General features: G+C 37.7%; 10 protein-coding genes. All 10 read left to right on the plus strand.

Features of this window, described 5'->3' with window-relative positions:
- Positions 1-147 precede the first annotated feature (147 nt).
- The 10 genes from KTB61_RS11400 to KTB61_RS11445 all read left to right on the plus strand — a co-directional run bounded on the left by KTB61_RS11400 (position 148) and on the right by KTB61_RS11445 (position 13,383).
- On the plus strand, positions 148-1,227 hold the full coding sequence (locus tag KTB61_RS11400) for a carbamoyl phosphate synthase small subunit (RefSeq protein ID WP_075760250.1): 1,080 nt from the start codon (positions 148-150) through the stop codon (positions 1,225-1,227).
- Entirely contained in the window at positions 1,220-4,420 is a 3,201-nt protein-coding gene (gene carB / locus KTB61_RS11405; RefSeq protein ID WP_216697547.1) for a carbamoyl-phosphate synthase large subunit, read from the plus strand. Before KTB61_RS11400 ends, carB begins: the two co-directional genes overlap by 8 nt.
- Positions 4,421-4,443: 23 nt before the next feature.
- Complete coding sequence (gene glnA / locus KTB61_RS11410) at positions 4,444-5,775, plus strand: type I glutamate--ammonia ligase (RefSeq protein ID WP_075760252.1); 1,332 nt, start codon at positions 4,444-4,446, stop codon at positions 5,773-5,775.
- Positions 5,776-5,801: 26 nt separating this feature from the next.
- Positions 5,802-6,365 (plus strand): ANTAR domain-containing response regulator, encoded by a 564-nt coding sequence (locus KTB61_RS11415; RefSeq protein WP_334292853.1) that lies wholly within the window; start codon positions 5,802-5,804, stop codon positions 6,363-6,365.
- Between the two features lie 9 nt (positions 6,366-6,374).
- Entirely contained in the window at positions 6,375-7,589 is a 1,215-nt protein-coding gene (locus KTB61_RS11420) for an LL-diaminopimelate aminotransferase (protein WP_216697548.1), read from the plus strand.
- Between the two features lie 121 nt (positions 7,590-7,710).
- Positions 7,711-8,424 carry an IMP cyclohydrolase gene (locus KTB61_RS11425; protein WP_075760255.1) on the plus strand — a complete coding sequence of 238 codons (714 nt, stop codon included), beginning with the start codon at positions 7,711-7,713 and terminating at the stop codon, positions 8,422-8,424.
- 32 nt (positions 8,425-8,456) lie between these two features.
- On the plus strand, positions 8,457-9,635 hold the full coding sequence (locus KTB61_RS11430) for a phosphoribosylaminoimidazolecarboxamide formyltransferase (protein ID WP_075760256.1): 1,179 nt from the start codon (positions 8,457-8,459) through the stop codon (positions 9,633-9,635).
- A gap of 335 nt (positions 9,636-9,970) precedes the next feature.
- Complete coding sequence (locus KTB61_RS11435; RefSeq protein WP_216697549.1) at positions 9,971-10,702, plus strand: GntR family transcriptional regulator; 732 nt, start codon at positions 9,971-9,973, stop codon at positions 10,700-10,702.
- A gap of 165 nt (positions 10,703-10,867) precedes the next feature.
- Positions 10,868-11,644, plus strand: a complete 777-nt coding sequence (locus KTB61_RS11440) for a glucose-6-phosphate isomerase family protein (protein ID WP_075760593.1) — start codon at positions 10,868-10,870, stop codon at positions 11,642-11,644.
- Between the two features lie 11 nt (positions 11,645-11,655).
- Entirely contained in the window at positions 11,656-13,383 is a 1,728-nt protein-coding gene (locus KTB61_RS11445; RefSeq protein WP_075760258.1) for a class I mannose-6-phosphate isomerase, read from the plus strand.
- Positions 13,384-13,631 lie beyond the last annotated feature (248 nt).

Genomic DNA, 13,631 nt, shown 5'->3' on the forward strand with positions numbered 1-13,631 from the left:
ATTTTTATTTTAGGAATATTTCTTTTTTTTATTTTATATGACAAAATCTTTTGGATTTCATATATAATAAAAGTACTCCATGCAGGATGCGTAAAATATTCAAGCAGGGGCTTAAAGGTCAAATAGAAAAAACAGGAGGAAATTTTCATGAACGCATTTTTAATTTTAGAAGACGGACATGTATTCAAAGGGAAAAGCTTTGGGGCACAATGTGAAGTCATATGTGAGGTCGTTTTTAATACTTCTATGACAGGGTATTTGGAAGTATTGACAGATCCGTCTTATCAGGGACAGGGGGTTGTAATGACTTACCCTTTGATTGGTAATTATGGTGTTTGTCTGGAAGATGTAGAATCAGAGCATCCTTGGCATTCCGCCTTTATCGTTAGAGAAATTTCAAGAACTTCCAGTAATTTCCGAAGAGAAGAAGATCTGGAAGATTACCTTATTAAAAATGGTATTCCGGGAATATGTGGTGTAGATACCAGAGCCATTACAAAGATTTTAAGAGAACATGGCTGTATGGGTGGTATGATTACTACCAATCCTGATTATAATCTGGATGAAATACTTCCAAAACTGAAAGCATATAGAGTAACAGATGCTGTAAAAACCGTAACAAGACAGGAAAAAGAACATTTTCCAGGAGAAGGACATAAGGTTGCATTACTGGATCTTGGAACAAAAACCAACATCATCAATTCCTTAACAAAAAGAGGATGTGATGTAACTGTTTATCCTGCTTTTACTACAGCAGAAGAAATCCTGGCAGATCATCCTGACGGAATCATGCTTTCAAACGGACCAGGGGATCCAAAGGAATGTGTAACAGTAATCGAAGAATTGAAAAAATTATATGAAAGTGATGTTCCTATTTTTGCAATTTGTCTGGGACATCAGCTGATGGCACTTGCAACAGGTGCAGATACAACAAAAATGCGTTGGGGACATCGTGGAGGAAATCATCCGGTAAAAGACCTGTCAACCGGAAGAGTTTATATTTCTTCACAGAATCATGGATATGTAATTGAAGAAGATACTATTGCAGAGGATGTAGCAGAAATTTCCTTTGTTAATGTAAATGATAAATCCGTAGAGGGATTAAGATATAAAAATAAAAATATCCGTACGGTACAGTTTCATCCTGAAGCTTGTCCAGGCCCTCAGGATACAGCATATTTATTTGATGAATTTATGGATATGATGAAAGGAGCTCAAAATGCCTAAAAGAGAAGATATAAAAAAAGTACTTGTCATTGGATCAGGTCCAATTGTCATCGGGCAGGCGGCAGAATTTGATTATGCAGGAACACAGGCATGCCGTGCCCTTCAGGAAGAGGGAATTGAAGTTGTTCTTGTAAACTCCAATCCTGCCACAATTATGACAGATAAAGATATCGCAGATAAAGTTTATATTGAACCATTAACAGCTCCTGTTATTGAAAAAATTATTGAGAAAGAAAAACCAGACAGTATCCTTCCAACTCTTGGTGGTCAGGCAGCATTGAATCTTGCCATGGAACTGGTGGAAAGTGGATATCTGGAAAAAAGTGGTGTAAAACTGATCGGTACATCTCCAATGACCATTAAAAAAGCGGAAGACCGTCAGGAATTCCAGAATACAATGGAAAAAATAGGGGAACCAATTGCAGCAGGTAAAGTTGTTACAACCATTGAGGATGGTGTGGAATTTGCAAAAGAAATCGGGTATCCGGCAGTACTTCGTCCGGCATATACTCTTGGAGGAAGTGGTGGAGGAATCGCCCACAATCAGGAAGAACTGGAAACAATTCTGGAAAACGGACTTCGATTAAGCCGTGTTGGAGAAGTTCTGGTAGAGCGTTACATTGGTGGATGGAAAGAAATCGAATATGAAGTAATGCGTGATGAAAATGGAACATGTATTACAATCTGTAATATGGAAAATATCGACCCTGTAGGAGTTCATACAGGAGATAGTATCGTTGTTGCACCTTCACAGACTTTAGGAGATAAAGAATATCAGATGCTGCGTACATCAGCATTAAATATAATAACTGAGCTGGATGTACATGGTGGATGTAACGTTCAGTATGCATTAAATCCTGACAGTTTTGAATATTGTGTTATTGAGGTAAATCCTCGTGTCAGCCGTTCTTCAGCACTGGCATCAAAAGCAACAGGATATCCAATCGCAAAAGTTACAGCAAAGATTGCCATTGGATATACACTGGATGAAATAGAAAATGCAGTTACAAAGAAAACATTTGCAAGTTTTGAACCAATGCTTGACTACTGTGTTGTTAAAATGCCAAGATTGCCATTTGACAAATTTATTCATGCAAAACGTACGTTAACAACCCAGATGAAAGCTACCGGAGAAGTAATGAGTATCGGTACCAGCTTTGAAGGGGCTTTAATGAAAGCAATCCGTTCTCTGGAACAGCATGTGGACAGTCTGATTTTTGGAAATTATGACCAGCTGACAGATGATGAATTGATGAAAGAGCTGGAAAAAATTGATGATCTGAGAATTTATGTTATTGCAGAAGCTATCCGCCGTGGTGTGGATTATGATACTATTTTCAATATTACCAAAATCGATCGCTGGTTCCTTGATAAGATTGCAATTCTGGTTGAAATGGAAAAGAAACTGTCTGAAGCAGAAAATCTTGATTATGATCTTCTGATGGAGGCTAAGCGTCTGGAATTCCCGGATAAAGTTATTGGACAGTTAACTGGAAAAACAGAAAAAGATATCAAAAATCTGAGAAACGAACTTGGAATCCATGCTGCTTACAAGATGGTAGATACCTGTGCAGCAGAGTTTGATGCAGCGACTCCATATTATTATTCATGCTTTGGAAGTGAAAATGAAGTGGAGGAAACATCTGGTAAGAAAAAAGTTATGGTACTGGGTTCAGGTCCGATTAGAATCGGACAGGGAATCGAGTTTGATTACTGTTCTGTACACAGTGTCTGGGCATTAAGCAAAGAAGGATACGAAACAATTATTGTAAACAATAATCCGGAAACTGTTTCAACAGACTTTGATGTGGCAGATAAATTGTATTTTGAACCATTAACAGCAGAGGATGTGGAAAGTATTGTTGATTTGGAAAAACCAGATGGTGCAGTTGTACAGTTTGGAGGACAGACAGCAATTAAACTGACAGAAGCATTGATGAAGATGGGAGTTCCAATTCTTGGAACCAGTGCAGAAAATGTAGATGCAGCAGAAGACAGAGAGCTGTTTGATGAGATTCTGGAAGAATGCTGTATTCCAAGACCGAAAGGAACAACAGTATTTACATGTGAAGAAGCAATTGAAGTAGCGCATAAACTGGGATATCCGGTATTAGTCCGTCCATCTTATGTACTTGGAGGACAGGGAATGCAGATTGCAGTTTCTGACGAAGATATTGAGGCATTTATGGAGATTATCAATCGATATGAACAGGAACATCCGATTCTGATCGATAAATATCTGGTTGGTAAAGAAGTGGAAGTTGATGCTGTATGTGATGGGACAGATATTCTGATTCCTGGAATCATGGAACATGTGGAGCGTGCAGGAATTCATTCCGGAGATAGTATTTCTGTATATCCATCTTTAAGTTTAAGTGATAAGATTAAACGTGTCATTGCAGAATATACAAGGAAGCTGGCAAAATCTCTACATGTTATCGGACTGATTAATATTCAGTTTATTGTAGCTGATGGAGAAGTTTATGTCATTGAGGTAAATCCTCGTTCCAGCCGTACAGTGCCATATATCAGTAAAGTAACAGGTATTCCAATCGTCGCTTTGGCTGCCAAGGTAATTACAGGTGCTAAAATCAAAGATCTGGGATATGAACCTGGACTTCAGCCGGAATCTGAATATTATGCAGTTAAAAAACCGGTATTCTCATTTGAAAAATTAAGAGGGGCAGAAGTCAGTCTTGGACCGGAAATGAAATCTACAGGTGAGTGCCTTGGAATTTCAAAGAATTATCATGAAGCATTATATAAAGCATTCCTGGGAGCAGGAGTAAATCTTCCAAAATATAAGAAAATGATTCTTACAGTAAAAGATTCTGACAAGATTGACGCAGTAGACATTGGAAGAAGATTTATATCATTAGGTTATGAAATTTACTCTACAAAAAGCACATGCAGAGTGTTAAATGAAGCAGGGGTAGTTGCAAAACCAATAAATAAGTTGGAAGAACCATCTCCGAACTTGCTAGACTTGATTTTAGATGATAAAATTGACTTAGTCATCGATACACCTTCTCAGGGTGTCGGTCGAAGCAAGGATGGATTCCTGATTCGCCGTTATGCGATTGAGACAGGAGTTACCTGTCTGACCAGTCTGGATACGGCAGATGCTCTACTGACTAGTTTGGAGACAGGCAATCGAGATCAATTGACTGTTGTTGACATAGCGAATATTTAATGAGATGAAAGAGGAGTGATGTTATGGGTCGATATACTAAACAGGATATCATTGACTTGGTTAGAGAGAATGATGTTCAGTTTATCAGATTGCAATTTTCTGATTTGTTTGGAACAATGAAAAATGTTGCAATTACTGCACGCCAGCTGGAAAAGGCTTTGGATAATAAATGTACATTTGATGGTTCTTCGGTTGATGGTTTTGTAAGAATCGAGGAATCTGATATGTATCTTTATCCGGATCTGGATAGCTTTGTAATTTTTCCTTGGAATGCAGGAGGAAATCGCGTTGCCCGATTAATCTGTGATGTTTATGGACCAAATGGTCTGCCTTTTGCAGGAGATCCCAGACATATTTTAAAGAAGGTCATCAGAGAATGTAAAAGTATGGGATATAAGTTTAATGTAGGACCGGAATGTGAGTTTTTCTTATTCCATACGGATGAAGAAGGTCGTCCAACAACGCTGACCCATGAAAAAGCCGGATATTTTGACGTGGCCCCATTGGATTTAGGTGAAAGTGCACGAAGAGATATGATTTTAAATCTCGAAGATATGGGATTTGAAATCGAGGCATCTCATCATGAGGTTGCACCAGCACAGCATGAAATTGATTTTAAATATGATAATGCGTTAAGAACGGCAGATAACATTCTTACATTTAAATTTGTTGTAAAATATATTGCAAAGAGACATGGACTGTATGCAAGCTTTATGCCAAAACCGATTACCGGAGTAGATGGTTCAGGAATGCATCTTAATATGTCTTTGTGGAAAGATGGCAAGAATATTTTCTCAGATTCAAAGAATACCATTGGAATCAGTGATGAGGCATTTCATTTTATTGCGGGGGTAATGGCTCATGCAAGAGAAATGTCACTGATTACCAATCCATTGGTTAATTCTTATAAACGAATCGTACCGGGATATGAAGCACCAGTTGATGTTTCATGGTCACCATCCAACAGAAGTCCGTTGATTCGTGTTCCTGCTGCCAGAGGAATCGGTACCAGAATTGAATTCAGAAGCCCTGATTCTGCAGCAAATCCATATCTTGCACTGGCAGTCAGCCTGGCGGCCGGTCTTGATGGAATTCGAAGAAAACTGACTCCTGGAAAAGGATCTTCAGGAAATCAGTATGAAATGAATGAAGGTGATAAGGAGAAAGCAGGAATTATGGTGTTGCCAAGAGATATGAAAGAATCGCTGGAAATCTTTAAACAAAGCGATTATATGAAGGAGGTCCTTGGAGAACATATTTTTAATAAATATATAGAGGCAAAAACAGCAGAATGGGAATCTTACCAGAAAGTTGTATCACAATGGGAAATAGATGAGTATTTATATAAGATTTAGTTCCTTAAAGTGTTGGATGCAAGGAGGTGAGAGGCTTGGTTAACGTCATCGTTCTGTTTCCAAAACAGGAATTTGCCAGAAATATAAGAAATTTGCTGGTACGTAGCGGCTTTGAAGTTATTGGTGTTTGCGTTACAGGTTCGCAGGTCATTCAGCGTATGGAAGGATTGGATGACGGTTTGGTTGTATGTGGATATAAGTATACAGATATGATGTACAGTGAACTAAGAGAATATCTGCCAAAAGATATACATATGCTGCTACTTGCCTCTCAGGCATATCTAGAAGATTGTGTGTCGGATAATGTTTCATGTCTTCCAATGCCGTTAAAGGCACATGATCTTGTAAATGAAGTGAGAAATATCGTAAGTGATATTTCAAATATACAGAAGAAAAAAAAGCGCAGACCAAAGCAACGGACAAGAGAAGAACTGGAATTATTAGATGAAGTAAAAGAACTGCTGATGGAAAATAACCGAATTACAGAAGAGGAAGCCCACTGTTATATTCAACAGAGAAGTATGAACAGTGGTGTGGGATTAATTGAAATGGCAAAAATGATTAAAGAATCATTTACGTATCAAAATTAGGAGGAGACTATGTTTAAGATTAATGACAACTATTTGAAACTGCCTGGAAGCTATTTATTTTCAACAATTGCAAAAAAGGTAAATGCATATTCAGAAGCTAATCCGGATAAAGATATTATCCGCCTTGGAATTGGAGATGTTACACAGCCTTTAGCACCATCTATCATTGATGCACTTCACGGTGCGGTGGATGAGATGGCACATGCTGAAACATTTCATGGATATGCTCCAGACCTGGGATATGAATTCCTTCGCAATGCTATTGCGAAAAATGATTATGCTGATCGAGGAGCAGATATTGCTGCAGACGAAATTTTTGTAAGTGATGGAGCAAAATGTGATTCAGGAAATATCCAGGAAATTTTTGCACAGGATAATAAAATTGCTGTATGTGATCCGGTTTACCCAGTGTATGTAGATACAAATGTTATGGCTGGAAGAACCGGTACATATGATCCTAAGGCTGAAACCTGGAGTGATGTGATCTACATGCCATGTACAGCAGACAATAACTTTGCTCCAGATTTTCCAGATGAAGTACCGGACATTATTTATCTGTGCTTCCCAAATAATCCGACTGGAGCAACTATTACAAAAGATCAGCTTCAGGGATGGGTTGATTATGCAAATAAAAACGGAGCTGTTATTATTTATGATGCAGCATATGAAGCATATATTTCTGAAGATAATGTTGCTCATACAATTTATGAATGTGAAGGTGCTAGAACCTGCGCTATCGAATTAAAGAGTTTTTCTAAAAATGCAGGATTTACAGGGGTTCGTCTTGGATATACTGTAATTCCAAAAGATCTGAAATGTGGTGATGTCCAGTTGCATGCATTATGGGCAAGAAGACATGGAACCAAATATAACGGAGCTCCATATATTGTACAGAAAGCAGGAGAAGCTGTATATTCTGAGGCTGGAAAAGCTCAGTTGAAAGAACAGGTTGGATATTATATGAACAATGCAAAAGTAATCTATGAAGGATTAAAAAATGCAGGGTACACAGTATCAGGAGGGGTGAATGCTCCATATATCTGGCTGAAGACACCAGATCAGATGAGTTCATGGGAGTTCTTTGATTATCTTCTTACAAATGCAAATGTAGTAGGAACACCTGGATCAGGATTTGGACCAAGTGGAGAAGGATATTTTAGACTAACAGCTTTCGGAAGCTACGAAAATACAGTAGCTGCTATGGAACGTATCAAGAATCTGTAGATAGTTTTAACATGAAATAATAAAGCGGACTTTGTCCGCTTTATCTTTTCTTTAAATAAAAGGTATGGTAAAATATCTAAACAGGATATAGAAAAAAGATAGAAAAAAGGAGAAAATGTCGATGAAAATGTTATCACTGGAGCAGGAATTAAAGGGAAATGCTTACCCTGGACGTGGAATTGTTATTGGTAAGACTGAAGATGGAACCAAGGCAGCAACTGCATACTTTATTATGGGACGTAGTGAAAACAGTAGAAACCGAGTATTTGTAGAAGAAGGAGAAGGTATACGTACACAGGCATTTGATGAATCAAAATTAACAGATCCAAGCCTGATTATTTATGCACCTGTAAGAGTTATTGGAAATAAGACCATTGTAACTAATGGAGACCAGACAGATACAGTTTATGATGGAATGGAGCAGGGGCTCACATTTGAACAGTCTTTAAGAAGTCGTGAATTTGAACCAGATGGACCTAATTATACACCAAGAATTTCAGGAATCATGCAGGTGGAAGATGGAACTTATCATTATGCAATGTCCATTTTAAAGAGTAATAATGGTAATCCGGACAGCTGCAACCGCTATACATTTACTTATGAAAATCCAGTGGCAGGAGAGGGACATTTTATCCACACATATATGCATGATGGTAATCCTCTTCCAAGTTTTGAAGGAGAACCAAAGCTGGTAGGAATCCCAAATGATATTGATGCTTTTACTGAAAATGTATGGGAAAGCCTTAATGAAGAAAATAAAGTATCTTTGTTTGTAAGATTTATTGATATTGCAACAGGTGAATATGAAACAAGAATCATTAATAAGAACAAATAAGAATGTAAAAGCAGAGATAAAAGGAGAAGAAAATGAAAGAATTAGAATTAAAGTATGGATGTAATCCAAACCAGAAACCTTCCAGAATTTATATGGCAGACGGAAGTGATCTTCCAATAGAAGTGGTAAATGGAAGACCGGGCTATATTAATTTCCTGGATGCGTTTAATGGATGGCAGCTTGTCAGTGAACTGAAACAGGCCACAGGACTTCCAGCGGCAACTTCTTTTAAACATGTTTCTCCGGCAGGAGCTTCTGTGGGACTTCCTATGTCAGAAACATTAAGAAAGATTTACTGGGTTGATGACCTGGGAGAATTATCTCCTCTGGCATGTGCATACGCAAGAGCAAGAGGTGCTGACAGAATGTCATCTTTTGGAGACTTCATTGCTTTATCTGATGTTTGTGATGCAGATACAGCCCGACTGATCAAAAGAGAAGTTTCAGATGGTGTCATTGCTCCCGGATATACAGATGAAGCGATTGAACTGTTAATGCAGAAAAAGAACGGTAATTACAATATTATCAAAATCGATCCTGAATACAGACCAGCTCCATTGGAACATAAACAGGTATTTGGAGTTACTTTTGAACAGGGAAGACAGGAACTTCCAATTGATGATGAATTATTATCTAATATCGTAACAGAAAATAAAGATCTTCCGGAACAGGCATTGATTGATCTGAAGATTTCTCTGATCACATTAAAATATACCCAGTCTAATTCTGTATGCTTCGTAAAAGATGGACAGGCTATCGGAATTGGTGCAGGACAGCAGTCTCGCGTTCACTGTACTCGTCTGGCAGGACAAAAAGCAGATAATTGGTGGTTAAGACAGTGTCCAAAAGTAATGGAACTTCCATTCCTTGACAATATCCGTCGTGCAGACAGAGATAATGCCATTGATCTGTATATCGGAGATGAATACATGGATGTTCTGGCAGATGGTGCATGGCAGAGAACATTTAAGGAAAAACCGGAAGTGTTCACAAAAGAAGAAAAAAGAGCATGGCTTGATAAACTGACAGATGTAACCCTTGGTTCCGATGCATTTTTCCCATTCTTTGACAATATTGAAAGAGCTCAGAAGAGCGGGGTCAAATATATTGCACAGCCGGGAGGATCTGTAAGAGATGATGCAGTTATTGATTGCTGCAACAAATATAATATGGTAATGGCATTTACAGGTATTCGTTTATTCCATCACTAAAATAAAAACGCTCAGAAAAACTATACTATATGAAAAGGATATTTAAGTAAAACTTAGATATCCTTTTTTAGTTGACATAATTTTAAAAAGAAGTTAACATATTGTTATAACAATATGGAATTATATCAGATGAGGGATGACTCCCGCCTCTGTAGGCGGTGAGCAACAATTATGTATCAGTGGCGGGTTTCAATCCCCCATCTGATATACGCTCCGCGAGGATGCGCAGGAATTCGGATTGGAAGTATGTCTGCTATGCAGACCCGAATTCCGCGCCAAGACTCGCGAGCGAGTCTTGAAAAAAGAAGAAAGTATCAAGGAGAATCAAATTTATTGTGAAAAAACTAGATATGTCGAGAGGTGCTGTTCCGCTGTATTTGCAGATCAGTGCTATTTTAAAAGAAAAAATAATAAAAAAAGAATATGAATATGGTGATTATATTCCAAGTGAGACTGAACTTCAGAAAATATTTGATGTCAGCCGAATCACTGCAAGACAGGCGATTCAGGAATTAGAAAAAGATGGTATGGTACAGCGGGCCAGAGGGAAGGGAACAATGGTCACATACCAGAAACAGATTGAAGAATATTTAACATCAATTCGGAGTTTTACCAATGAAATGCTGGAGAAAAATATGCAGCCTGGTACAAAATCTGCACATATATCCATTGAGAAGGCGGATCAGCATTTGGCAGAGATTTTTCAAGTGGAAGAAGGAGTTCCGGTTTATCGTCTAGAACGTATTCGTACAGGAGATGGAATTCCGATTGTTGATTTTCATACATATTTATCATTAAAGCTAAATCTTCCGTTGAATGATGATTTTTATATGGGAAGTCTTTATGAAATTTTAGAAGGTAAAGGATGTGAGCCGGTCCGTGTCACAGAAAAATTTGACTGTATGATACCAAATGAAGATATTCGCAGGAAGCTGAATATTGAAATAGGACAGCCGGTGCTTCGTAGGATTCGAATTGCACATGATATAAATAGTGAAGTTGTAGAATATACAATAGGGTATTATCGAGGAGATCGATATGCATATTATATAGAACTTAAAAAATAGTGTTGACAAAAGGTTTTTCATAGTTTATATAAATGTTATAACAACTTAAAAGAGCACTAAAAAATGTGCTCTTTTAAAATAAGATATATTGTTACAACATTCGAACAATATAAAATTTCAGGAAGAAAAAACATTTATCATACAGCAGAGAAAATAGGAGGAGTTATGAAGTATTATCCAGGAATAGAAATTTCAGCAAAGGCTAATCCTCTGGATTTTGTATATGGAGAGAATGTATTCGGTCCGGTTCCGGAAATTCGGACATTAGAAGATATTCGTAAATCATTGGAAAATCCAGATTGTGATGGTCCGGAAGAATTATATTGTATTTCCATGGATGTGGGCATGGAAAAAGACCGAGAGGAAATTGAAAAAAGAAATCTGCTGTTTGGAGTTGTAACATATGCCAAAGGAAAAATTGGAGACGGACCAGTTCGTTCTCAGGGACATATTCATGCGATAAGTCCATCATGTCAGAGTTCTACACCGGAGGTTTATGAAATCTGGGAAGGAGAAGCAGTTATTTACATGCAGGAATCTGGAAAAGACGATGCAGGAAATTGCTATGCAGTCCATGCCAAAGCAGGGGAAGTAGTTATTGTACCGCCGTACTGGGTACATGCAACTGTCAATGCAAAGCCGGATGAACAGATGACATTTGGTGCATGGTGTGTCAGAGACTACGGATTTGATTATGATGATGTCAGAGAGCATAATGGCATTGCATTTTTCCCGAAATTCAAAAATGAAAAATTAGTTTGGACAATGAATCCGGCATATCAGAAAGCAAATTTAATTGAGCAAGATGCAAGAATTTATGAGGAATTTTCTATTAAGACAAATGAGCCAATTTACACTCAATTTCAAAAGAATAAAGATATGTTTGAATTTGTAACACAACCGCAGAAATATGATAACATTTGGAAAAATTATCAGCCTTAAGGAGGATGACTATGGCAAAATATGATTTATATCCTGAAATTAAAGTTCCGAAATTTCAAGGTGCATGGAGAGGGTATGAGCAGATTGCAGAGGAAATAAAAAAGAGTATTCAGAAAGAAAAAACAATTATTGCAATTGAAAGTTATATAGGAGTTAATAATCAGGAAATTAAAGAAAACTTAGTAGATACATTACAGCCGGAATTAGAAATTTTTGCTGATGACCTGGCATTTGACGGGGATATCATTACCAAAATGGTAAAAAGAAATTTGACCGATGATCGTGTGTTTGGAGTGATGTCTCATCAGACGTTAGATGAATTTTATGATGAGAATGCATTGAAACAGGCGGAATCAAAAGTAAAAGAGGCAAAAGGACTGGTTGTTATTTATGGAACAGGTGCTTCTTTAGTAACAGAACCGGATATTCTGATTTATGCAGATCTTGCAAGATGGGAATGCCAGTGCAGATATCGTTCAGGTGGGACCAATTGGAAAGTTTCTAATTCAGAAGAAGATGCGCTAAAGAAAAATAAAAGAGGATATTTCTTTGAATGGAGAATGTGTGATCGCCTGAAAGATAAACTTCATTCACAAATTGACTTTTTATTAGATACAAATGTGGTAAATGATCCTAAAATGGTATCAGGAGATGATTATCGTTATGGTTTATCCCTAACGGTAGAGCAGCCGTTCCGAGTGGTTCCATATTTCGATGCCAGTGTATGGGGCGGTCAGTGGATGAAAGAAAAATTTAATTTGGATCCTGAAGCAGATAATTTTGGATGGGCATTTGATGGAGTGCCAGAAGAAAACAGTCTTTACCTGCGATATGGGGATGTGAGAGTGGAAGTTCCTTCTTTGAATGTAATTCATCAGTATCCAAATGAGCTTCTTGGGCCAAAGGTACACAGTCGATTTGGAAAAGAATTTCCGATTCGATTTGACTACCTGGACACCATGGAAGGAGGAAACTTGAGCCTTCAGGTGCATCCATTGACGGAATATATTCAGGATAAATTTGGAATGCATTATACACAGGATGAAAGCTATTATATTTTAGATGCAAAAGAAGATGCAACGGTGTATCTTGGTGTAAAAGAAGGAATCCGGTTAGATGATATGGTTGGAGATTTAGAAAAAGCTCAGGAAGAAGATTATAGATTTCCAGATGAAAAATATGTGAATTGCTTTCCAGCGAAAAAACATGACCATTTCCTGATTCCGGCAGGAACCGTTCACTGTGGAGGTTCCAATGTGGTGGTGCTGGAAATTAGTGCAACACCATATATTTTCACATTTAAGCTGTGGGATTGGGGACGTATTGGTTTAGATGGAAGACCGAGACCGGTACATATCAATCATGGAAAAGAAAATATTTTATTGGAGAGAAAAACAGATTGGGTAAAGGAAAATCTGATAAATAATGTACAGACATTACAGGAAACAGATAGTTACAAGGAAGAACGTACAGGACTTCATGAGCTGGAATTTATTGAGACAAGACGTCACTGGTTTGAAGAGACTGTTGAACTTGATACAAAAGAAAGTGTCAACATGCTGAATCTGATAGAAGGTGATACAGCTATTGTAGAAAGTGTGGATGGAAGTTTTGAACCATATGAAGTACATTATGGAGAGACATTTATTATTCCGGCACAGCTGAAAAAATATAAAATTACACCTGTAGGAAATACAGATAAGAAGAAATTAGGATTGATTCAGGCATTTGTAAGATAAAAGAGAAAAAATTCTGGTATTTGGTCTTTTCTTAAATATCGGGAGAATGAAATAAAAATGCTCCGCCAAAATGCATACCATGTGCAAAGGAAAGCAGCCAAAACTGCAGCACATCGGTACACAAATCATAACCTCCACTGACAAGTGGAGGTTTGCTCTGTCCCTGTAAGGGACTTTTACCTGCTTAGGTCTCAAAGACCTCTCGAATAAAAAGCCTCAACCGCACCATATTTACATGGCTAATCCTT

This window comes from Anaerostipes faecalis (genome assembly GCF_018982945.1).
In the GTDB taxonomy this organism is placed as follows: domain Bacteria; phylum Bacillota; class Clostridia; order Lachnospirales; family Lachnospiraceae; genus Anaerostipes; species Anaerostipes faecalis.